The organism is Streptomyces sp. NBC_00358 (assembly GCF_036099295.1).
Classification (GTDB): domain Bacteria; phylum Actinomycetota; class Actinomycetes; order Streptomycetales; family Streptomycetaceae; genus Streptomyces.
In genome coordinates this window covers 7669737-7692230 of the sequence record NZ_CP107976.1, presented here as the reverse complement: position 1 = coordinate 7692230, position 22494 = coordinate 7669737, and the positions used below count along the sequence as shown (strand labels likewise).

The window sequence follows — 22494 nt, the reverse complement described above, 5'->3', positions numbered from 1 at the left end:
ACAGCTCATGAGCAACGATGAGTTCGACTATGTCGTGGTGGGCGGCGGTACCGCCGGCAATGTGGTCGCGGCCCGGCTCAGCGAGGACCCGTCCGTCAGCGTGTGCGTCCTGGAGGCCGGACCCAGCGACGTCGGCGACGACGACATCCTCAGACTGGACCGCTGGATGGGCCTGCTGGAATCCGGCTACGACTGGGACTACCCGGTCGAGCCGCAGGCCAGCGGCAACAGCTTCATGCGGCACGCCCGCGCCAGGGTGCTCGGCGGCTGCTCCTCGCACAACTCCTGCATCGCCTTCTGGGCACCCGCGGAGGACCTGGACGCCTGGGCCGCCGCGGGCTGTACGGGCTGGAGTTCGGCCGACCTCTTCCCGCTGTACCGGCGGCTGGAGTCCAACGACGCTCCGGGCGACCATCACGGCCGCACGGGCCCGGTGAAGGTGCGCACGCTGAAGGGCGAAGACCCGTGCGGCGCGGCCCTGTTGGAGGCGTGCGCCCAGGAGGGCATCCCGACCACGCCGTTCAACAGCGGGAGGACGGTGGTCCGGGGCGCCAACTGGTTCCAGATCAACTCCGACGAGAACAACATCAGACAGTCCTCGTCGGTCGCGTACCTCCACCCGTTCATGGGCAAGCGGCCGAACCTCTCGGTGCGGACGGGGGTGCGGGCGAAGAAGCTGGTCCTGGAAGGACGGAGGTGTGTCGGCGCCGAGTACCTCGACCCGGATCTGATCCACACCAGGACCGTCCGCGCCCGCCGTGAGGTGATCGTGTCCTGCGGTTCCATCGACACGCCCAAGTTGCTGATGCTGTCGGGCATCGGGCCCGCCGGACATCTGCGCGAGGTCGGGGTCGACGTGGCCGTGGACGCGCCGGGCGTCGGCGAGAACCTCCAGGACCACCCCGAGGGCGTCATCATGTGGGAGGCCCGGCAGCCCATGCCCACCACGTCGAGCCAGTGGTGGGAGGCGGGCATCTTCTACGACACCGAACCGGGCCTGGACCGGCCGGACCTGATGTTCCACTACGGTTCGGTGCCCTTCGACATGAACACCGCGCGGCACGGATTCCCCACGTCGGAGAACGCGTTCTGCCTCACCCCGAACGTCACGCGCGCCAAGTCCCGCGGCACCGTGCGGCTGCGCACCCGCGACTACCGGGACAAACCGAGGGTCGATCCGCGCTACTTCACGCACGAACACGACGTGCGGGTGATGACGTACGGGCTGAAGCTGGCCCGGCGGATCGCCGCACGGCCCGCGCTGAGCGGGTGGGCGGGCGCGGAGCTGGCCCCCGGGCCGGACATCAGGTCCGACGACGAGTTGCTCGACTACATCCACCGGACCCACAACACCGTCTACCACCCGTCCTGCACCGTGAAGATGGGCGCGGACGACGACGCCTCGGCCCCGCTCGACGCGCGGCTGCGGGTCAAGGGGGTCGAGGGCCTGCGGGTCGCGGACGGCTCGGCGATGCCGGATCTGATCTCCGTGAACCCGTGCATCACCACGATGATGATCGGCGAGAAGTGCTCCGACCTGCTGAAGGAGGACGCCTAGGACAGCACCCCGCGCGAGACGCGGGGAACCGCGGAACGCCCGCGGAGAGGCCGGTGGAACCGCGGGACCGCCCATCGACGGTCCCGTGCAACCACGGGACCGTCCGCGGACGGTCCCGGGTGGGGGGGGGAACCGCGCGGCCGGCCGTGGACGGCCCGCGGTTCCGCCACCGTCGGGTCCCTACGGGGTGACCGGCGCCGGGCGCTTGTACATCCGCGTCGCGGTGATCTCCGTGTGCACGGTTTCCCCGGCGGGCGCCTCACGCGGCAGCCCCGGCCGCAGATGTTCCTCCACGCTGATGTACTTCAGCCCGGCCCGCAGGTCGGCGTCGTTGCGCAACCGGATGACGAGAGGGAACTCGGCGAGCGCCGTCGTGTCGAACAGACCGGTGGTGTAGAGGAGTTGGACGCCGAGCGCGTCCGAGACGGCCCGCTGGAGTTCCAGCAGATAGGTCGCGTTGGCGCGCCCGATGGGGTTGTCGAGGAACAGGGTGCCGGCGTGCCGGTGCTTGTCACGGCCGCGGTCGTTGCTGCGCAGCGCGGCCATCGTGCAGTACAGGGCGATGGCCGCGGTGAGCAGCTGCCCGCCGGAGAACACGTCGCCCATCTGCCCGACGGGGACGCGTTCGGCGCGCAGCACGGCGTCCGGCTTGAGGATCTCGACGGCGACGCCCTTGGGCTGGAGCGCCGCGCCGACTCCCCGCAGCAGCAGCGACATGCCGTCGCGCCGCATGTCGGAGTTCTTCTTGACGGCCGCACGGGTGGCCTCGTCCACCACTTCGCCGAGCCGCTCGGTGAGGGTGGCCTGGTCGGGTTCCTCGAAGCGGATGCGCAGGAACTCCTGCCCGGACCACTCCCCGAGTCCTTCCGGCAGCCGCGACAGGCGCTGCGCGGAACGCAGTGTCGCGAGGGCGGACTCCACGAGCCCGCGCAACCGGTCCACGATCGAGTCCCGGTTGCGCTCCAACTGCTCCAGTTCGTCGGTCAGTACGCGCAGCCGGGGCGCGAACGCGTCCGCCCACTTCTGCGCGTGCTCCGGCAGCGAGGAGGCGGGCAGCTCGCGGATCTGCTGCCGGGCGGGCGTGCGGACCTGCTCGTAGCGGGTGGAGTTGGCGTGCCGTACGAGGATGTCGCTCGCCTCGCGGACGGCGGAATCGGCCGTGGAGAGGTCGGCGGCGCAGCCCCGCAGCGAGCGGCGGCTCTCGGCGGCGGAGTTCCGTGCCTCTTCGAGGGTGCCGGGGTAGGGCTCAACCTCGTCCTGCTCCTCGTCGACGTGCTCCCGGATCAGATCCCTGAGCAGGGCCGACGTCTCGTCGAAACCGCCGGCCGCGTCCTCGGCCGACCGGTGGGCGTCGAGGAACTCCGCGTGTGCCTCGCGGGCCCGGTTCAACGCCTCGGTGCGGGAGGCGAGTTCGGTGGTGGCGGTGCGCAGCAGGGTCTGGGCGTGCTCGGCGTCGGCCGGAACGAGTTCGTCCGCCAGCTCGGTGTGCACCTCGCCGTCCTCGGGCGCGTGCCGTTCGGCCTCGCCGCGCAGCCGCCCGAGTTGTTCGCTGGCGGTCGACATCCTGGTCTCCAGGAGCTGCACCAGTTCCTCGGCCCTTGCCGCGGCGGCCTGCCGGGAGGGGCTGTCGGAACCGTCCGGCGACTCCAGGAGCTGCGCGGCCCGCGTGCGGACCTTGTTGCTGAGCCGGTCCAGGTCGGCGAGCGCCGCGCTCTCGTCGCTCTCGGCCCGAGCCTGCTCGGACCGCAGGTCGGCGCCGACGCCGACCTGCTCGTACAGCTGGGACGCGGCCCGGTAGGCCTCCCGCAGGGCGGGCAGCGAGGCCTTGGCCGGCGGCGTCGCGTCCTGGGTCACCTCGTCGGGGGCGCCCGCGATCTCGGCGCGTTCGGCGCGCAGCGCGCGGGCCGTGCGGCGGGCGTCGTCGGCGGCGCGCTGGGTGGCGCGGCGGTCCTCGTCGGCGGCGCGGGCGCGCTCCAGGCACACCTGGGCGCGGGCCTCCGACTCGGCCGCCTCGTCGGCGAGTTCCCGCACCTTGACCTGCCATCCGGCGCGTTCACGCAGCCGGAAGGCGAGTCCGGCGAGGGCGTCGGCGGCACGCCGGGCCTTCTGCGCGGCCTCCTGCCGCTCGTCGCGTACTCGGGCGGCGTCGGCCGCCGTCTCGTCCGCCTCGGCCCGGACCGTGCGGGCCTCGGCCAGTTCGGCCTCGGCCTCCTCCGCGAACGCGCGCGCGTCCCCGGCGGCAGCCGCCAGTTCGGCGAGCCGCCCCGCGGGGCAGCCGGTGCGCCAGGAGGCGAGCCGCGCGGCCAGCTCCCGGTCCTTGCCGAGGCGGGCGGCGAGGGTACGGATCTCCTCGTCCCGCAGGCCCGTGCGGGCCCGCAGCGTCTGGCGCTCCTCGTCGGCCGCGTGTTCGTCGTGCATGGCCGGGTTCGGCGGTACGAGGAAGACACCGCCGTCTCCCGCGTCGCCGGCCGGGGTCGGGGCGAGCAGCGCGGCGGCCGTGCCGACGGCCACCGCCGAGCGCGGCAGCAGTGCCGCTTCGCTGAGTGCCTCGCGGGCCCGCGCGTGGGTGTCCGGGTCGGTGATGATCACGCCGTCGACGAGTTCGGGCCGGGCGGCCAGCACGCGCACGTGGTCGACGGGGTCGACGGCCTGCGCGAGGTAGCGCCAGCCGGGCAGCGCCGGGATGCCGTGCTCGCCGAGGTACTCGACGGTGGCGAGGACGTCCGGGCCGGGGGGCAGCAGCCCGCCGTCGCCGAGCGCCCCGAGGATCCGCGCGTCGTCGGCCGCGGCGGTGCGCAGTTCGAAGAGCTGCCGCTCCGCGGAGGCGACCCCGTCGTCGAGGAGTTCGCGCAGTTCGTCGGCGTACCGGTCGAGCTCTTCGGGAGCCAGCGGCGCAGCGTCCGAGAGGTCGGCCGGACCGTCGGACTCCTCGTCACGGCGCGGCCGCGGAACGACGCGGCGGGTGTCCGTGCCGGGCAGGCTGAGCAGTTCCGCGAGGCGCTCCTCCTGCGCCAGTACCTCGGCCGTGCGCCGCTCCGCTTCGTACGACCGCTCCGCGGCCGTCGCCGCGTCCGCCGCGCGGGCCGCGGTCAGCTCGGCGCGGGACTCGGCGGACGCCGCCTCGCGCGCCTGGTCGGCGGCGCGCCGCGAGGCCTCACGGGCGGTGTCCCAGTCGGCGACGGCGGCCTTCTCGGCGTCGCTGGCGGCCAGGGCGGCCCGAGCCGGGTCGGCGTCGGGGGCGGTGTCGTCGAGCCAGCCGGCCCGGACCGCCTCGGCGGTCTCCTGCTCGACCTCGGCCAGCCGCTGGCGCAGATGCCCGACCTCGCTGCGGGCGCGCTGTGCGGCGGTGGCGGCGGCCGTCGAGTCGGCGTGTGCCGTCTCGCCGACCTCCTGGAGTCCCGCGGACCGCTCCTCCTCCTCGTTGGCGAGCGACTCGGCGCCCTCGGCGGCCCGGTGCAGGGCGCGGACGAGGTCGACGGCGGCCCTGGCGCGGGCGGCGAGGGCGGGAGCGGCGTCCCGTTCGGCCTCTCGGATCGCGTCGGCCACGCGGGTGGAGCGGTCGGCGGCGGCACGGTGGCGCAGCACGGCCTCGGCTGCCTGCCAGGCCGCGTGCAGGGTGCGGGCGTCGGCGAGCTCGCGCTTCTGCGCGGCCGCGGACTTCTCGGCGCCGGCGAGGGCCAGCGAGGCGTGGCGGTAGGCGAGTTCGGCGGCGATCAGCGCACTGCGCTCGCGGGCGCCCTCGGCGTGGGTGACGGCGTACGCGGCGGCGGTCACGCGCTGGGCGAGTTCCCCGGCACGCACGCGCTCCCGTACGGCCCGCGCGGACAGCCGACGTGCCAGCGTGCGCGTCCGCCGCTCGGCGCCGGTGTGGATGTCACGCGCGCGGGATCGTGCCTCGGCGGCGTCGACGATCCGGCCGAGCAGGTCCACGGAACCGGCGGTGAAGTCGCGTTCGGCGATGAGTTCGGCGCGGCGGCCCAGCTTGTTGCCGAAGCCGCCGACCAGGTCGGCGAGCCCGTCCGTGTCGCGGGTGTCGGTGACCGCGCGCAGCAGGAGATCGGTGAAGTCGGAGTCCTTCTTGACCGCGAAGAGGCCGGCCGCCTCGCCCTCGTCGGCGTTCATCTCCCGCTGGTAGCGGAAGAGTTCGGGGTCCAGGCCCAGGTCACCGAGGTGCTCGTTCCAGCGGTCGTGGATCTCCTCCCAGTGCACCTCCAGGTGCGGGTAGGCCTTGCCGGCCTCGGTGATCGCGTCGCGGAAGCCCTTCATGGTGCGGCGCCGGCCCTGCGCCCCGGAGGTGCCCTCGGCGGTCGGCCGTACGGCGGTGGCCTCGGCGACCGGCAGGTTGTCGAGGCTGAGTCCGGGCCCCGGCCGGAACGAGTACCAGGCTTCGGCGAACTTCCGCGGGTCGTTGGAGACCTGCCGTCCGCGCCACTCGCTCGCCTTGCCGACCACCACGCACTCACCGGTCAGCGTGTGCTGCCACTCCAGCGCGACGTGTCCGCAGTCGTCGGCGAGCAGGAACTTGCGCAGCACGCCGGAACTGGCGCCGCCCAGGGTGTTGCGGTGCCCCGGCAGCATCACCGAGAAGATCAGCTTGAGCAGGACCGACTTGCCGCCGCCGTTCTCCAGGAAGAGCACGCCGGCGGGCGCGGGCCTGCGCGGCGGGCCGACCGGTTCCTCCTCGAAGAACTCCGCCTGGGTGGGCGCGGGGTCGGGCACGGGCTCGCCGACTCCGCGCAGGTCCAGCACGGTGTCGGCGTAACGCGCACCGGCGGGCCCGATGGAGTAGAGGCGGACCCGGGACAGCTCGTACATGGCGGCGGACTCTCGTAGTCGTGTGGGGAGGTGAGGTCGTGGGGGGAGGGAGCCGGGGGCTGCGGGCGGACGTCAGGCGTGGAAGGGAAGTCCGGCTCCGGCCACGAGCTCCAGGTCGTCGGTGTCCGCGGCGGGCAGCAGCGTCGCCGTGCCGTCGGTCACCGGGACGATGCCCAGCTCCAGCAGTTCGGCCATGGCCGCGCTGCCCGCCATGTCACGGACCTGGAGCTGATAGCGGGCCGTCGTCCGGTACGTCCCGCCCGCGTCGTCCCCGGTGCGCTGGAGGAACCCGGAGTCGGTGAGGAAGGCGACGGCCTTGGCGATGATGCCCGTGGTCGAGCCGGACAGCCTTCGCGCGTCCTTGGTGGCCCCGGTGGAGCTGCGCCGTGCCCAGATCCGCCAGGCCGCCTCCAGTCCGGGGGCGTCGGTCGCCGGGTCGGTGTTCTCGCCGGTCTCCTCGGCGCGCTCCTCCAGGCGCCGGCAGGCCTGTCGTACGAACGCGTCGACCCCGTTGACCGAGACGCGCCCGATGTAGCCGTCGTCGGCGAGGTCCTCGGGGCGCGGGAAGGCCAGGGCGGCCACGGCGAGGTGGGCGAGTCCGTGCAGGAAGCGGTCTCCGGAGTCGGTCGAGGCGCGACGCGCGTAGTCGCCCATGCGGACGGCGAAGACGGAGTCCTCGGCGGCGGTCACCGCCATCCCCGCGCGCGGGGACACCTCCAGGACGATCAGCCCCAGCCCGGCGGCGACCGCGTCGGCGAGCCGTGCGAAGGGCGGGTCCTCGCGGTAGCGGCGCAGCAGCTCGGCGTACTCCTGGTCGCGCGCGGGCTGCAGCTTGGGCTGCAGCCCGAAGGCGACGAGCCGCGCCGCGTCGGCGGCGTCGGCAGGGGTGACGGGGGCGTTCGCCGGTGCGGCGGTGGCCTCCGGTTCACTCCACTCGACGTGCTCGGTCACGGCTGGGGCTCCTTGTTCGGAAGGACGAGGTCCAGAGGTACGAGGGTACGTACGCGGGAGGGGGCGGGTGCCCGGTGCGGGGCTCGCCGGACGGAGCGGCACGGTTTCGTCGCGCCGACGCGCGCGGTGGCGACGGACCCGACGGTTCGCCGCGACGCGCGCTCCCCCGGCCCGCCCTGGTGCTCGCGCTCGTGCGGTGGAGGGTTCATGCCCGGTCCGCCTTCATGCCGGCCGCGTCGAGCAGGGCCATGCCGACGATCAGGTCGGCCCCGCCGAACTCCGGATCGTCCAGCTCGGTCCCGTCGTCCACGGCGAACAGCAGACGCTCCTCGCCCTGCCGGTAGGCCGTGCCGACCGGCGGGCTCGCCGCGTGCACGGCCAGGAGAGCCACCAGGTAGGGCAGCTCGGGATCGCGGCGGCGGGCCTCCGCGAGCAGCCCGGACAGCCGGCGCGGCGCGTCGGGGGGCAGATTCAGCAGTTCCTTGGCGGAAGCGAGCTGCTCGTCGCTGAACCGGCTGTCGTCCGGGGTGGCGATCAGGTCGGGCTCGGGCATCTCCGCGCCGAGGTGCTCCCGCTCCAGCGGCGGCGTCAGCAGGATGTCGACGAGGTCCCCGACGCGTACGGCGACGGGTGTGCGCAGACCCGTCCCGCGCGCGAAGAACGCGTCGGTCACGCGCAGCGCCCGCTCCAGCGGCAGGGGCAGCACCGGCGCGACGAGATGGCCGTAGAGGTCGATCCCCGAGGTCGTCATCGGGGTTCCGAAGGCCTGCCGGTCCTGCTCGGCGCGGAACAGCGGGCCGGCCTCCAGGAGGCGGGACTGGAGCTGGGTGTGCCGTCGGATGCAGTCCTTGACTATGTCGACGAGCTCGGCGGCACGCCGCTTCTGCTCGGGGTCCTCGGACTCGTCCCGGGCCTTGCGGATGTTGGTGAGGATCGCGTTCTCGTGGCGGTACCGGTCGGCGACGTGGTCCAGGGCCTCGGCGATCATGTCGGGCACGGCCTGGAGCCAGTCGACGGCCCGCACGTTGCGCCGGGTCGCGTCCAGGGCCTTGCGCAGTGTCTCCGCGTACTGCACGGTCCGGTAGCGGGCCTGCTCGGCGGCGAGCTGTGCGTCGGCCAGCCGGCCGCGGCTGATCAGGACCTCAAGCTTGACCTCGGCGGCGATCTGCGCGCTGGTGACGTCCGTGTCGAGGGCGCCGACGAGGACGTTGACCGCTTCGTCGGTCGTACGGAGGTAGACGCTGCCCCCGTAGCCCGGTACTTCCTCGATCAGCTTGAAGTCGTAGTCGCGGCGCACATAGGTGCCGTCGGGGGCGAAGGTGCCGTACACCGCGCGGAAGCCCCGGTCGACGCTGCCGACGTTGATCAGGTTCTCCAGGACCCAGCGGGCCACGCGCTCGTGCTCGGCGACCGGGCGCCGGGGGGCCTGGGCGGCGATGCGCGGGATGAGCCTGGCCACTATCTGGTCGTGGTCGGCGCCGGTGTCGAAGTCCATGTTCAGTGTGACGAGATCGATGGCGGCGAGGGCGACCTCGGCCATGCCGTACACCGTGTACTCACCCGCGAGGTTCGCCTTGCGCACGTCCAGGTCGTGCAGCGGCGCGGTGCAGGCGAGCGCGCGCAGCCGCCGCGCCAGGCCCTCGTCGGCGGCCGGGCCCGGCGCCGGGCGCGGCCCCGCGCTGAGCTGGGGCGGAACGCTGTCCGTCGATGCAGGCGAAGTCACGGTGCACAGACTAGGTCCTCGGTCCGACAACGGTCGAAACGGCGCAGAAGCGACCGCCGCCCCGGCGCGGGCCCCGAACCGGCCGCTCCGACCGGCCCCGCGCCTGTCGGACACCGCACGCCCACCGGGCCCGTATCGCCGACCTCACACCGTCGGCACCGCTCCTGCTCACCGGTTCGGGCCCGGCCCGCCCCGCCGGGCCGGACTCGCGTACGGCGGCTCGATGAGACCGACGGCACACACAGCTCCCCCATCCCCGGGCAGGCTCCGGCCCCGGACGACCGCCACCACCGCCCACCCCAAGGACCCGGGCACCCGCCCCGGCGCCCTGGGAGCGGCATCAGCGGCTCCCGTGCCCCACGTCAGCCGGTGCTCTGTCCCCCGTCGGCCACGCGGCGGGCGTACACCTCGACGAGACCCTTGAGCGAGTCGTCGAGGTAGACCGCGAGCAGGCGCTCCGCCCCGTCCCGGTCGCCCGCTCGGAGGGTCTGGAGGATCTCGTGGTTGCGCACGAGGTAGGGCTCGTGGAGCCGCTGGGGGTCGTCCACCACGTGGAAGGCGAGGCGCAGCTCCGCGAAGACGCTGCGCATGACCTCGTCGGTACGGGCGCTGCCGGCGAGCGCGACGAGTTCGCGGTGGAAGTGGATGTTGGCGGTCGACACTCCTTTCCAGTCACCTTCGCGGGCCGCCCGCTGCCCGTCGGAGACGGCCTGGGCGATCCCGTCCACGGCGTAGGGAGGGCCGCCGAGACCGCGGACCACGGCGCACTCGACGAGGGACCGGGTGCGGTAGATGTCCTCGACGTCCTCGACGGTGAGCACCCGCACGAAGACCCCCCGGTTGAGTTCGTGCACGAGCAGCCGCTCGTGCGTGAGCAGCCGGAACGCCTCCCGCAGCGTGTTCCGCGAGACGCCGAGCGCGCCGCCGATGCTGTCCTCGGACAGCCGTGTCCCGGGCGGGAAGAAGCCCTCGGCGATCCGGCTCCGGAGGATGTCCGAAACCCTCTCGGCCGTGCTGGTGCGGCCCAACAGGGCGCGGTCGTCGGCCAGTTCCGTCAGCTCTGCCATGCCCGGAATTCAACCGCAGATACAAGAACGAAACAACACGGGTATTGAAGGATCGTTCAACGATCCTCTACCTTGTCGAACGGGCGGCTCCCCGAAGGGACGCGCCCACGGCTTCCGCACGGCACGGCACGGCTCAGTCCTCAAGCACGCTCCGTCCCTCACTGCGAGGTGCCCATGAGCACGCCCCCTCCACCTCAGGCCCTGACCGCCGGCACGCCACCCGTCACGGGTGAACCCACGTCCCAGGAAGGCGCGTTCGTCTGGCTGCGCGCCCTCGGCCCGCGGGGCCGCCGCGCCTTCGGCGGCGCGTTCGGCGGCTACGGCCTCGACTCGTACGACTACTTCACCCTGCCGCTGAGCATGGTCGCCCTCGCGGCGTACTTCGGCCTCGACAGCGGCCAGACCGGCCTGTTCACCACCGTCACCCTGGTCGTCTCGGCGGTCGGCGGTGCCGTCGCGGGCGTGGTCGCTGACCGGATCGGACGCGTCAAGGCGCTGATGATCACCGTGATCACGTACGCGGTGTTCACCGTGGCCTGCGGTTTCGCACCGAACTACGAGACGCTGCTGGTGTTCCGCGCACTCCAGGGCCTCGGCTTCGGCGGCGAGTGGGCCGTCGGGGCGGTGCTGGTCGCCGAGTACGCGAGCCCCCGGCACCGGGGACGCACCCTCGGCGCGGTCCAGAGCGCCTGGGCCGTCGGCTGGGGCCTGGCCGTGGTCGTGTACACGCTGGTCTTCCAGTACCTCGACGACGCCCTCGCCTGGCGCGTGATGTTCTGGACCGGAGCGCTGCCGGCGCTGCTCGTGGTCTGGGTCCGGCGCCGGGTGCAGGACGCGCCCGAGTCCGCCGCGGTCCGCGAACAGAGCGCGGACAAGGGGTCGTTCACCACGATCTTCAAGCCCGGCACGGCCGAGGCCCCGGGTCTGCTGCGCACCACGTTCTTCGCGGTGCTGCTCTCGACGGGCGTCCAGGGCGGCTACTACACGCTGGCCACCTGGGTCCCCACCTATCTGAAGACGGAGCGCGGGCTGTCCGTCGTCGGGACCGGCGGGTATCTGACGCTCCTGATCTCCGGAGCCTTCCTCGGCTACCTCACCGGCGGTCTCCTCACCGACAGACTGGGCCGCAAGCGCAACATCCTGCTCTTCGCGATCCTGTCGGCGGCGTGCATCCTCACGTACGCGAACATCCCGAGCGGCGCCAACACCCTTCTCCTGCTGCTCGGTTTCCCGCTCGGCTTCTGCATGTCGGCGATCTTCAGCGGCTTCGGTTCCTTCCTCAGCGAGCTCTACCCGGCGGCGGTGCGGGGCACGGGACAGGGCTTCGCGTACAACACGGGGCGGGCCGTCGGCGCGGCCTTCCCCACCACGGTCGGCTTCCTGGCCGACAGCTGGGGTGTGGGCGGCGCGCTGGTCTTCGGCGCGATCGGCTACGCCCTCGCCGCACTCGCCCTGATCGGGCTCCCCGAGACGCGTGGCAAGGAGCTGCTGTGAACGACACCGTCCAGGTCCGGCCGCCGTCCCGCTCCGGGGACCGCTCGCCGGGCCCGCTGAAGACCGGCGCTCACGCGCACGCGTGGACCCCCGCGAAGGCCCGCCGGCGGTTCCGTTCGGGACTGTCGGTCCCCACCGCCGGAATCGCCGCGGGCCACGCCCAGGCGAACCTCGTCTCGGTGCCCGCCGACTGGGCGTACGAGATGCTGCTGTTCTGCCAGCGCAACCCGAAGCCGTGTCCCGTCCTCGACGTCACCGACGCCGGTTCCTGGACCACCCCGCTCGCAGCCGGCGCGGACCTGCGCACCGACCTGCCGGGCTACCGGGTGTGGGAGCACGGCGCGCTGGTGGCGGAGCCCACGGACGTCGTCGGGTACTGGCGGTCCGATCTGGTGTCCTTCCTGATCGGCTGCAGTTTCACCTTCGAGTGGGCGCTGAGTTCGGCGGGCGTCCCGATGCGCCACATCGAACAGGGCCGCAACGTCTCGATGTATGTGACGGCACGCCAGTGCCGCCCGGCGGGACACCTGCACGGCCCCATGGTTGTCTCCATGCGTCCGGTGCCGCCCGAACACCTGAGCGCGGCGATCCGGGAGAGCAGTCTGCTGCCCGCCGTGCACGGCAGTCCGGTGCACTGCGGCGATCCGTCGGGTCTTGGCATCGAGGACCTCTCGCGCCCCGACTTCGGCGATCCGGTGATCGCGGCCGCGGACGACATCCCGGTGTTCTGGGCCTGCGGTGTGACGCCCCAGGCGGCCGTGATGGCCTCCCGCCCACCGTTCGCGATCACCCACGCGCCCGGCCGCATGTTCCTCACGGACACCCGCGACGAGCAGTACCGAGTGGCCTGAAGAGGCCGGAAGAGGAGAGAGACCAGCTCATGACCCGCATCGATCTCAACGCCGATCTCGGCGAGGGCTTCGGCCGCTGGCGGCTGACCGACGACGAACAACTGCTGTCCGTCGTCACCAGCGCCAACGTGGCCTGCGGTTTCCACGCCGGGGACGCGGTCACCATGCGGCGGGTGTGCGAACTCGCGGCGGAGCGGGGCGTACGGATCGGCGCCCAGGTCTCCTACCGTGACCTGGCGGGATTCGGGCGGCGCGCGATGGACGTGCCACCCGCCGAGCTGGTGGCCGAAGTGGCCTACCAGATCGGCGCCCTGGAGGTCTTCGCGCGCGCGGCGGGCTCGCGGGTGTCGTACGTGAAGCCGCACGGCGCGCTCTACAACCGTGTCGTGCACGACGAGGAACAGGCGGCGGCGGTCGTCGAGGGGGTCGTGCTCGCGGGCACCGGGATCGGGACGGGGGCGGGGGGTCTGCCCGTCCTCGGGCTGCCGTCCTCGCGCTTCCTGAAAGTGGCCGAGCGGGCCGGACTGCCCGTCGTCACCGAGGCGTTCGCGGACCGCGCGTACACCGGGGAGGGCACGCTGGTACCGCGCACCCAGGAGGGAGCGGTGATCACGGACGCGGGGGACGTCGTCGAACGCTCGCTGGGCCTGGCCCGGTCCGGAGTGGTCACGTCCCACTCCGGGGAGCGTGTGCCGGTCCGCGCGCGCTCCCTGTGCCTGCACGGGGACACGCCCGGCGCGGTCGACCTGGCCCGCCGGGTGCGCGCCCGGCTGGAGTCCTCGGGCGTCCTCGTGGAGGCCTTCGTATGAGGACGCGGCCCGACGACGGTACGGACCCGGCTCCCGCCGTCGCCGGTACGAACCCGGCTCCCGACGTCGACGGTACGGAGCCGGTTCCTGCCGGCCTCGGTATGAAGGCCCTGCTCGTGGGCGACCGGGCGCTGCTCGTCGAGGTGTCCTCGGGGGAGGCCGCGCAGGCACTGCACGCCGAGCTGGTGCGGCGCCGTGCGGCCGGCTCGCTGTCGGTGCGGGAGATCGTCCCGGCGGCGCGCACGGTTCTCCTGGACGGCCTGGACGACCCCGCGCGGCTCGCCGATCGGCTGCCCGGCTGGGAGATCCCCCCGTTGAACGCGCGCGCGGACGACGCCGTAGAGATCCCGGTACGGTACGACGGTCCCGACCTGGCGGACGTGGCGGCCCTCTGGGGGGTGGCGGTGCGTGACGTGCCACGGATCCATGCGGCGGCCGAGTTCCGGGTCGCCTTCTGCGGGTTCGCGCCCGGCTTCGGCTATCTCACGGGGCTGCCCGCACGGCTCGACGTGCCGCGCCGGGCGACCCCCCGGACGGCGGTTCCCGCGGGCTCCGTGGCGCTCGCGGGCCCGTACACGGGCGTGTACCCACGGAGTTCGCCGGGCGGCTGGCAGTTGATCGGCACGACGGAGGCGGTGCTGTGGGACCACGCGCGGGTACCGGCAGCGCTGCTGGCTCCCGGCGCCCGGGTCCGCTTCGTACCGGCGGGGTGTTCATGAGCGACCGGGCCCTCGCGGTGGCGCGGGCCGGGGCCCTGACCACCGTCCAGGACCAGGGGCGGCCCGGCCACGCCCATCTCGGCGTACCGCGCTCGGGGGCCCTCGACACGCCCGCGGCGGACCTGGCCAACCGGCTCGTCGCCAACCCCGCCGAGGCCGCCGTGCTGGAGACGACACTCGACGGATGTGCCCTGCGCCCGCGTTCGGCGGTCGTCGTGGCGGTGACCGGCGCGCCCTGCTCCGTGACGGTGGACGGCCGCCCGGCCGCCTGGGGAGCTCCCGTCCGGGTGCCCGCTGGGGCACTCCTGGACGTCGGTTCCGCGCGCGCGGGGGTGCGGAGTTATGTGGCCGTGTCCGGTGGTGTGGCGGTCGATCCGGTGCTCGGCAGCCGCTCGACCGACCTTCTCTCGGGGCTCGGCCCGCCGCCGCTGACGGACGGCGCGGTGCTTCCCCTCGGGCACCCCGGCGCCCTTCACGCGCGCGTGGACGTCGTTCCGCATCGCGCCCCGCCCGCCGAGCTGGTCCTGCGGGTGACCCTCGGCCCGCGCGACGACTGGTTCACGGAGTCGGCCGTACGGACCCTCACGACCCGCGCCTACCGGGTGTCGTCGGCGAGCAACCGCATCGGCCTGCGTACGGAAGGGCCCTCCCTGGAGAGGGCTGTCCCGGGCGAACTCCCCAGTGAGGGCATGGTGCTGGGAGCGGTCCAGGTGCCGCCCGACGGCTGCCCGGTCGTCTTCCTCGCCGACCACCCGACCACCGGGGGGTACCCGGTGATCGCGGTCGTCCGTGCCGGTGACCTCCCGGCGGCGGCTCAGGCGGTCCCGGGAATACCGGTGCGCTTCGTGGCCGTACGCCGCCGCTGACGTGCCGTCAGGGTCCGTACGCAGACGGCCTGTTCCGCCCGTCCCGCCGGTCCGCCAGTCCCGCCGGTCCGGTGGTCCGGTGGTCGCGCCGATGCCCCCTACCCTCCCTCGCGCCTCCTCCGTCCGCCCTTCACGCCGCGTCCGGCTGTTCGGACACGGACAGGGCCGCCAGGGCGGACGCGACGGCGTGCGAGGCGCTGAGGTCGAGGCGTGAGCTGGTGCCCCGGGCCCGGTGGCGCACCTCGGACGCCGCGAGGGTCAGGAGTTGGGGCAGCAGGTCCGTGCAGCGTCGGGCCACCCATCCCGTTCCCGCGGTGGCCAGCCACCACAGGCTCGCCGAGCGCGTCGGCGGGGGGAATTCGGGCTCGCCCGAGGGCGTGGACCCGGTGGCGACGCCCTCCTCGGTGAGCAGGGTGTGGAAGCGCAGGGCGAGCCGACGGTGCCCCAGCTCCCCCGGGTGCAGCCGGTCGGCGCTCCACACGGCGCGGTCCTTCAACCACTCCTCCTCCGCGGCGTGCAGATGCATCGCCCCGTGCCGCTCGGAGAGCGCGTGCACGACCGTGTTGACCGCGTGCTGCCGCCGGGCCAGCGGGCGGGCCAGGGCTCCCGGCAGGCCGAGCATCGAGCCGGGGTCGGGGAGACAGGCCGTCATCACGACCGTGTCCCGCGCGCGGAACGCCGCGTACACCGTGTCGAGCCGTTCGGCGACCGAACGGATGTCGAAGGTGTACCGCAGGGTGTCGTTGACGCCGATCACCACGGAGACGACGTCCGGCTCCAGCGCGAGCGCCGCCGGGGTCTGCCGTTCGAGGACGTCCCGGGTCTGCGCCCCGCTGACCGCGAGATTGGTGAACGCGACGGGCGCGTCCGCCGGGACGAGCCCCGGGGCGAGCAGTTCGGCCCACCCCCGCCACCGGTCCCCGACCCGGTCGCCCACGCCCTCGGTCAGCGAGTCCCCGAGGGCGACGAACCGAACGGGTCTCATGCCACGCCCTCCTGGAGACGCGGCCGTGTTCCGGCCACGGCGTCGTGAGCGGCCAGGAAGCCCGACACGGCGGCGTCCCAGCCGAAGCACTCGGCACGCGCGCGTGCGGCCTGCCTGCGCCCGCGTTCGGGACGGCCGAGCAGCAGCCGTACCGCGTCCGCGAAGGAGTCCCCGCTGTCCGCGGCGGTCGCGCCGGCGGAGCCGACGATCTCCGGCAGGGCGGAGAGCGAGCTGGCGACCACGGGGGTGCCGCAGGCCATCGCCTCCAGGGCGGCGAGCCCGAAGGTCTCCGCGGGCCCGGGTGCCAGGCACACGTCCGCCGAGGCCTGGAGCGAACCGAGCAGGGTGCGGTCGGCGATGTGCCCGAGGAAGGTGACGGGCAGCCTCCGTTCCCGGGCCCGCTGTTCCAGCCGGGCCCTGAGCGGTCCGTCCCCGGCGACGACGAGCACGGCCCGCTCGCCGCGCCGCAGCAGCGCCTCCAGCGCGTCGAGCGCCGTACCGGGACGCTTCTCGACCGAGAGCCGGGAGCACATCACGAGCAGGACCTGGTCCGCGCGCGCGTGACGGGCACGCAGTGCCGCATCCCGCAGTTCCGGGTGCCGGTTCACCAGGTCGACGCCCAGGGGGGCGCGTACGACATTGCGGGCGCCGATGCGCACGAACTCGCGCTCGGCGAACTCCGTGGTGCACACCACCCGTGAATAGGTGTGCGCCGTACGGACGTTGAGGGCGTCGGCGGTCCGCCGGGCCATCCCCTCGGGCAGTCCCCAGGTCCGCAGCACCCCGTCGGCGGTCTCGTGGGAGACCATCACCGCGGGCACCCGGGCCCGTCGCGCCCAGACGCCGGTCCAGCGCAGGGTGGTGCGGTCGGAGACCTCGATCCGGTCCGGGGCGAGCGACTCCAGGAGCCGGGCCACCCGCCGTCTGTCCGTGAGGACCCGATAGCCGCCGGTCCCGGGCAGCAGCGGGCTGGGCAGCGTGATCACCCGTCCCTGCCCGGTGTCGCGGTCGCTCGCGCGCTCGCCGGGTATGACGAGCACCGGTTCGTGGCCGGCGGCCAGATAGCCGGCGCCCAGCTCCCGCAGCGCGGTGCGCAGACCGCCGGAGGAAGGGGCGACGAAGTTGGCGAGCCTTACGATGCGCAGACTCATGCCGCCACCAGCTTCCGTGCGAAGAGCACATCCTCGTAGTGGCCGATGAGCTGGTCGCCCACCGCGGCCCAGGTGCGGCCCTCGACCATGGCGTGCCCGGCGGCGCCGTAGGCGGCCCGGAGCCCAGGATCGGCGGCCAGCGCGCGCACCGCGTCCCGGACCGCGTCGGCGTCGCGCGGCGGGACGAGCAGCCCGGTGCGCCCGTGGGCGACCAGGTCGAGCGGTCCGCCCACGGCGGGCGCGACGACGGGCACTGCGCTGGCCATGGCCTCCTGCACGGTCTGGCAGAAGGTCTCGAAGGGGCCGGTGTGCGCGAAGACGTCCAGCGACGCGAAGATCCGGGCGAGTTCGTCTCCGGTCCGCCGGCCGAGGAAGACCGCGCCGGGGAGCGCGCCGCGCAGGGTGGCCTCGCTGGGTCCGTCGCCGACCACGACGACGCGGACGCCGTCCAAGCCGCAGACCCCTGAGAGCAGTTCGACGTGCTTCTCGGGGGCGAGCCGGCCGACGTAGCCGACGATCAGCTCGCCGTCGGGCGCCAGCCGGCGGCGCAGCGCCTCGTCGCGGCGGTCGGGACGGAAACGGTCCGTGTCGACACCGCGCGCCCACAGCCGCACCCTGGGCACGCCGTGCGCCTCCAGGTCGCGCAGGGCCGCGCTGGACGGGGCGAGCGTCCGGTCGGCCGCGGCGTGCACGGAGCGGATGCGCCGCCACGCGGTGGCCTCACCCGCGCTGATGTACGTGCGGGCGTATCCCGCGAGGTCGGTCTGGTAGACGGCCACGGCGGGGATGCCGAGCCGGGAGGCGGCGGCCATGCCGCGGACGCCGAGGACGAAGGGGCTGGCCAGGTGGACCAGGTCGGCCCGGTGCTCGGTGATGGCCGCGGCGACACGCCGGCTGGGGAGGGCGACGCGGACCTGGGGATAGCCCGGGAGCGGGATCGAGGGGACGCGGACGACCGGGCAGGGCGCGAGGGCGTCGGGCCCGAGCCCGGTGGGAGCCCCTCCCTGTTCGGGGGCGGCGGAGATCCTGGGGGAGGTGGCGGGGGCGACGACAAGGGGAGCGTGACCGCGATCGACGAGGTGCCGGGCGGTCTGGAGCGCGCAGTGGGCCACGCCGTTCACATCGGGGGGAAAGGATTCGGTCACGATGACGACACGCATACGGGTGTTCTCGCCGCACTGGACGTGGCCGCGTCAACGTCGATCTATGCGAGCGATGAACGTCCCGTGAGCGTTGCGCTCCGCACCCGTCCAGGTCAGCCCCCGTCCACGCGCTCCTGACTCCCGGGTCGCCGAACGTTCATACGGCCGGCATGTCGGGCCCGATCCTGCTCCGTACGGCTGTCTGGACTTCGGCCTCCTCGGCCGGATCCGCCGCCAGTCGGCGCAGCTGGTCCACCACGCGCGCGTCACCGGTCTCGGCGTGCCGGGCGGCGATCTCGCGCGTGGTCTCCTCGCAGTCCCACAGGCACTCGACGGCGAAGCCGGCGGGGAAGGAGGGGTCGGTGGCGGCCAGGGCACGGGCGGCGCGCTGGCGCAGATGCGATGACGCCGTCTCCCGGTAGATGTGCCGCAGCACGGGGGCGGCGCAGGCGATGCCGAGCCGTCCGGTGCCGTCGACGAGGGTCCACAGGGTCGGCGCGTCGGGGCCCTCGCCCCGAACGGCCTCGCGCAGGGCGGCGAGGACGAGGTCGCGGTCCTGTGCCCCGCCCCGGCAGGCGAGCATCCGGCCGGCGGCGGCGCCGAGGGCGTCGGGCCGGTGCGCCCAGCCCCGGGCCCGGTCCACGGCGGCGACGCTCCGCATCCGTTCGAAGGCGTCGACGGCGGCCTCGGCGACGGTCGTCGAGGCGGCGGCGGACGCCGCCTCGATCAGGTCGAGGGCGTCCGGGTCGTTTCCGTCGGCGAGATAGCGCAGGGCCGTGCAGCGGGCTCCCTCCCCGCCGTGACGCGCGGCCTCGACGATCTCGGGACGGTCCTCCGGTCCGGCGACGGCGGTCAGGCAGCGGGCGGCGGGGACGTGCAGCGCGGCTCCGCGGTCGAGGCCCTGCTGGGCCCACTCGAAGACGGCGCCGACACTCCACCCGGGGCGGGGCCCGGACGGTCGCATCTGGCGCTGCCAGCGGTCGAACGACCCGGATTCCTGGGCGGCGCGCACGCGGGTGGCGACGGACGCACGCGGATCGTCGGCCCACAGCCGCCAGGGCCGTGGCTCGAAGGAGTCGCGTACGACGGCGGCGAGGGCGGCCTCGCCCTCCGGATCGGCCGGGAACCGGGCGAGCACGGGGGCGGCGAGGGCGCGCAGGCCCGCGTCGTCGTCCCGAAGGGCCAGTTCGTCGAGCGCCCAGGCCCAGTTGGAGCCGACGGCCGCGTACCGGCGCAGCAGCGCGAGCGCGTCGCGCCTGCCGTACGAGGCGAGGTGTCCGAGGACCGCGAGGGCGAGCCCGGTGCGTGACTCGCAGTCGTCGAGGACGTCCTCGGCGTCGAAGAGGTGCCGCTCGATCTCGTCGAGCTCACCGCTGAGATCGAGGTAGAGACGGGCGTAGTACAGGGAGCGGTTCTCCACCTGCCAGTCGTGGCGGGGGTCGCTCAGCACACAGTGGTTCAGTGCCGCGAGCGCTTCGGCCCGCGGTGCGGTGAGCGCGTGCAGCGTGCCGTCGCCGCGGCCCCTCTGGAGCAGGCCGAGCAGGGTTCCGCTGGGCGCTATGACCGGATCGAACATGGGAAACAGCCTCACATCAAGCGTCGACGCAACCGGGATCCTGCATTACCTGGCCGCGTGACAACACGTCGGGGCGCCCGCCGTCTCTTGCTTGCTGTAGACCATCTTCCTCTGCCTCTCGTCGGTGGCCCATGCGGGCCGCGTCACGGCCCGCGCGGTGCGGCAACTTCTGCCCAGCCATCACGTCCGTGAATCACGTCGTCATGATGACTCGGCTGTTCTTCCTGCCGCGACCGTATTTCCGGCGGCCCCGTACCGCCTCCCTTTTTTCCTGCGTTCCGCCTGGTCAGAACGTTCGAGTCACGACGTGCCGAACAGTTCGAGCACATCGGTCTTGGCGAACATGCGCGCCGTGTCGAGGGCCGAGGGGGTGCCCGCGGCCGGATCGGCGCCGGCGGCCAGGAGGACCCGGACGACGGCGTCCTCACCCTTGAAGACGGCACCGGCGAGCGGGGTCTGGCCCCGGTCGTTGACACGGTCGGCCTCGGCACCGCGCTCCAGGAGGGCGCGGACCGCCTCCGCGTGGCCGTGGTAGGCGGCGAGCATCACGAGCGAGTCGCCGCGGTCGTTGGTGAGGTCGGCCGGTACACCCGCGTCGACGTACGCCACGAGCGTCTCCGTCTCACCGCGGCGCGCCAGATCGAAGATCTTGGTCGCCAGCTCCACGACCTCCGGATCGGGGGCTTCGCTCATCGGCCGGACCGCCTCTCACTGCAACCGTTCGGGTGAATCGACAGGGTACTGGCTCCGGCGGCACATGACGGCACCGCCCACGGCAAAGATCACAAAGTACGCATCGGAAGCAACAGACCAGCTCAGGCGGCTCAAGACAGCTCCACCGCGTGGGTGAAATCAGTCGTATTTCACCCAGTTGCACCTTTTATCGTATGGATACATGCTGTGATCCTGGAACAACTCATGGTGACCGTCCCCACGAACCAGGAGAGCTCAAATGATTCTGTCCATGTCAGGCGTCGTCCTTCTCGGCATCATCGTCTTCCTCTTCTTCAAGAAGGACGGACTGAAGGCGTCGCACGCACTGGTGGCCGCACTCTTCGGCTTCTACCTCGCGAGCACGGCCATCGCGCCGAGCATCAAGGCCGGCGGGGAGAGCCTGGCGGGCCTCCTCGGCGGGATCAAGTTCTGACGACGTCCCCCACCTCGTACGCACCTCCAGGAGACAGCAGTGGCTCGGCGCCCTCTCCCCCGCATCCTCAGCAACGGCACCGCACAGATCGCCAAGAGCCGGGAGCTGGCCCGGACGGCAGCCGACAGCGCCACCGATGTCCTCCATCCACTGATCACGGTCACCCGTGGACTGCGCCGGCTGGCCGCCGCCGGACGGCGCAAGTGGGCCGCCACCCCCAAGGACCGGCGCGGACCGCTGCTGTTCCTGGTGGCCTCGGTGATCCTGGTCGTGGCCCTGGTGCCGTACGGACCGCTGCTCGCCGTCATCAGTCTGATGGCGGCGGCGGCCTGGACCGGTCGCGAGCGCACCCCACCGCCCGCGACCGGTCCCGACGAGGCACAGACCGGACGTCTGCAGTCCCTCTACGAAGCCCTCGTCCCGTACTTCTGCGCCGCCGAGGACCCCGCTCCCCTGTACGCCCACGGCGGCGACTGGGAGAAGGCCTTCACCTCGTACGACTTCGACGACGACGGACGGATCTCCCGTCTGCTCGTCCACTACCCGGCGTACTTCACGGACGGCGAGCCGGACTCCCGTGCCCGCATCGAGCAGCTCCTGCACGCCAAGTCGGGCCGCGGCCGCGAGTACCACTTCGACTGGGACGAGGAGGGCAACGAACTCACCGTCACCGTCCTGCCGCCCCTCCCGACCGACATCGCCGCCCAGCGCTTCGTCACCGCGCCCGGCGAGACGGTCCTCGGCTTCACCGATCCGGCCGACGTCCAGCGCACGCTCCCCCTCACCCACGGCGAGGAACGGCGTGACGTTCCGCCGGTCGTCTGGCGCACGGGCGCCCGCTCCACCGAGCCGCACCTGCTGATCACGGGCGAACCGGGCACCGGCACGACCACCCTGCTGCGCTCCATCGCCCTGCAGGCCCTCCAGTACGGCGATGTCGTCATCGTCGACGGCGGCGGCACCGGCGAGTTCGCGTGCCTGACCGGGCGGGACGGCGTACTGGCCGTCGAGTGCGCGGCGGCCGGGGCGATCGCCAGTCTGGAATGGGCGGCGCACGAGACGGAGCGACGGCTGATCGCCGCGAACCGCGCCCGCCAGGCGGGGCATCCGGCCCCCGACGACATCAAGAACCCGCTGTGGATCCTGCTGGACCGGCCGGGCGCGCTCGGCCATCTGGCCGCCGCCGACGGACGGGGGGACCCGCAGGCCCTGCTCCAGATTCCGCTCCGGCACGGCCGCGCGGCGGGCGTCACCCTCGTGATCGCCGAGCACTTCGAGAACCTCGACTTCCTCAGTGACGCGGTACGGCAGCACACCCGCGCGCGCGTGGTGCTCGGCGCCGCCTCGGCCTCCCAGCTCGAAGCGGTCCTGGGTGCGCCCCCGCACACCACCCCGACCCGGGAGGTGCCGACGGGCCGCGGCTACGCCCGCCTCGGCACGGGTCCCGTCCTGCGCCTCCAGGTCCCGGCCACACCGGACCCGTACGACGACGCCACGAGCGAGACGCACCGGCGGGCGGTGCTCGACCTCCTCCCGGAGCGGACCACGCCGGGAGACGCGGAACAGGCGCCCTCCGAGGTCGCCGAAGTCGCCGGGATCGCGGCGGCGGAGGGGTAGGAACACCACCCCCGCCCTCACGT

The 22494-nt window shown here is 73.5% G+C and carries 17 protein-coding genes; 8 read left to right on the top strand and 9 right to left on the bottom strand.

Annotated features, from left to right (window positions below; genetic code table 11):
- Nucleotides 1-7: 7 nt before the first annotated feature.
- Nucleotides 8-1558, top strand: a complete 1551-nt coding sequence (locus OHT01_RS32915; protein ID WP_328556738.1) for a GMC family oxidoreductase — start codon at nucleotides 8-10, stop codon at nucleotides 1556-1558.
- 180 nt (nucleotides 1559-1738) lie between these two features.
- On the opposite strand, the gene OHT01_RS32910 is transcribed toward OHT01_RS32915, so the two are convergent.
- The 4 genes from OHT01_RS32910 to OHT01_RS32895 form a co-directional block, all read right to left on the bottom strand.
- Complete coding sequence (locus tag OHT01_RS32910) at nucleotides 1739-6373, bottom strand: hypothetical protein (protein ID WP_328556737.1); 4635 nt, start codon at nucleotides 6371-6373, stop codon at nucleotides 1739-1741.
- A gap of 72 nt (nucleotides 6374-6445) precedes the next feature.
- Entirely contained in the window at nucleotides 6446-7324 is an 879-nt protein-coding gene (locus OHT01_RS32905) for a hypothetical protein (protein WP_328556736.1), read from the bottom strand.
- A 205-nt stretch (nucleotides 7325-7529) separates the two neighbouring features.
- Complete coding sequence (locus tag OHT01_RS32900; protein WP_328556735.1) at nucleotides 7530-9047, bottom strand: hypothetical protein; 1518 nt, start codon at nucleotides 9045-9047, stop codon at nucleotides 7530-7532.
- A 362-nt stretch (nucleotides 9048-9409) separates the two neighbouring features.
- Nucleotides 9410-10114 (bottom strand): GntR family transcriptional regulator, encoded by a 705-nt coding sequence (locus OHT01_RS32895; protein ID WP_328556734.1) that lies wholly within the window; start codon nucleotides 10112-10114, stop codon nucleotides 9410-9412.
- A gap of 174 nt (nucleotides 10115-10288) precedes the next feature.
- Between OHT01_RS32895 and OHT01_RS32890 the strand changes: the two genes are divergently transcribed.
- The 5 genes from OHT01_RS32890 to OHT01_RS32870 all read left to right on the top strand — a co-directional run bounded on the left by OHT01_RS32890 (nucleotide 10289) and on the right by OHT01_RS32870 (nucleotide 14853).
- Complete coding sequence (locus OHT01_RS32890) at nucleotides 10289-11608, top strand: MFS transporter (protein WP_328556733.1); 1320 nt, start codon at nucleotides 10289-10291, stop codon at nucleotides 11606-11608.
- Between the two features lie 56 nt (nucleotides 11609-11664).
- Nucleotides 11665-12459 carry a putative hydro-lyase gene (locus OHT01_RS32885; protein ID WP_328558351.1) on the top strand — a complete coding sequence of 265 codons (795 nt, stop codon included), beginning with the start codon at nucleotides 11665-11667 and terminating at the stop codon, nucleotides 12457-12459.
- Between the two features lie 29 nt (nucleotides 12460-12488).
- A complete protein-coding gene (locus tag OHT01_RS32880) occupies nucleotides 12489-13268 on the top strand; it encodes a LamB/YcsF family protein (protein ID WP_328556732.1) in 780 nt (259 codons plus the stop codon).
- A gap of 101 nt (nucleotides 13269-13369) precedes the next feature.
- Nucleotides 13370-13987, top strand: a complete 618-nt coding sequence (locus tag OHT01_RS32875; protein WP_328558350.1) for a 5-oxoprolinase subunit B family protein — start codon at nucleotides 13370-13372, stop codon at nucleotides 13985-13987.
- Nucleotides 13984-14853, top strand: a complete 870-nt coding sequence (locus OHT01_RS32870; RefSeq protein WP_328556731.1) for a biotin-dependent carboxyltransferase family protein — start codon at nucleotides 13984-13986, stop codon at nucleotides 14851-14853. The genes OHT01_RS32875 and OHT01_RS32870 overlap by 4 nt, the downstream gene beginning before the upstream one ends.
- A 130-nt stretch (nucleotides 14854-14983) precedes the next feature.
- Here OHT01_RS32870 and OHT01_RS32865 read toward each other — a convergent pair whose 3' ends face one another.
- The 5 genes from OHT01_RS32865 to OHT01_RS32845 all read right to left on the bottom strand — a co-directional run bounded on the left by OHT01_RS32865 (nucleotide 14984) and on the right by OHT01_RS32845 (nucleotide 20400).
- Complete coding sequence (locus OHT01_RS32865) at nucleotides 14984-15838, bottom strand: SGNH/GDSL hydrolase family protein (protein ID WP_328556730.1); 855 nt, start codon at nucleotides 15836-15838, stop codon at nucleotides 14984-14986.
- Nucleotides 15835-16989, bottom strand: coding sequence for a glycosyltransferase (locus tag OHT01_RS32860; protein ID WP_328556729.1), 1155 nt, complete (start codon nucleotides 16987-16989; stop codon nucleotides 15835-15837). Before OHT01_RS32860 ends, OHT01_RS32865 begins: the two co-directional genes overlap by 4 nt.
- Nucleotides 16986-18149 (bottom strand): glycosyltransferase family 4 protein, encoded by a 1164-nt coding sequence (locus OHT01_RS32855; RefSeq protein WP_328556728.1) that lies wholly within the window; start codon nucleotides 18147-18149, stop codon nucleotides 16986-16988. The genes OHT01_RS32860 and OHT01_RS32855 overlap by 4 nt, the downstream gene beginning before the upstream one ends.
- A gap of 139 nt (nucleotides 18150-18288) precedes the next feature.
- Nucleotides 18289-19707, bottom strand: a complete 1419-nt coding sequence (locus tag OHT01_RS32850) for a HEAT repeat domain-containing protein (RefSeq protein WP_328556727.1) — start codon at nucleotides 19705-19707, stop codon at nucleotides 18289-18291.
- A 300-nt stretch (nucleotides 19708-20007) separates the two neighbouring features.
- Nucleotides 20008-20400, bottom strand: coding sequence for an ankyrin repeat domain-containing protein (locus OHT01_RS32845; protein WP_328556726.1), 393 nt, complete (start codon nucleotides 20398-20400; stop codon nucleotides 20008-20010).
- Nucleotides 20401-20659: 259 nt separating this feature from the next.
- On the opposite strand from OHT01_RS32845, the gene OHT01_RS32840 reads away from it, so the two are divergent.
- Together OHT01_RS32840 and OHT01_RS32835 are read left to right on the top strand one after the other, a co-directional pair.
- Nucleotides 20660-20854 carry a hypothetical protein gene (locus OHT01_RS32840; RefSeq protein WP_037621052.1) on the top strand — a complete coding sequence of 65 codons (195 nt, stop codon included), beginning with the start codon at nucleotides 20660-20662 and terminating at the stop codon, nucleotides 20852-20854.
- Between the two features lie 39 nt (nucleotides 20855-20893).
- On the top strand, nucleotides 20894-22471 hold the full coding sequence (locus tag OHT01_RS32835) for a hypothetical protein (protein ID WP_328556725.1): 1578 nt from the start codon (nucleotides 20894-20896) through the stop codon (nucleotides 22469-22471).
- The last annotated feature ends 23 nt before the right edge of the window (nucleotides 22472-22494 follow it).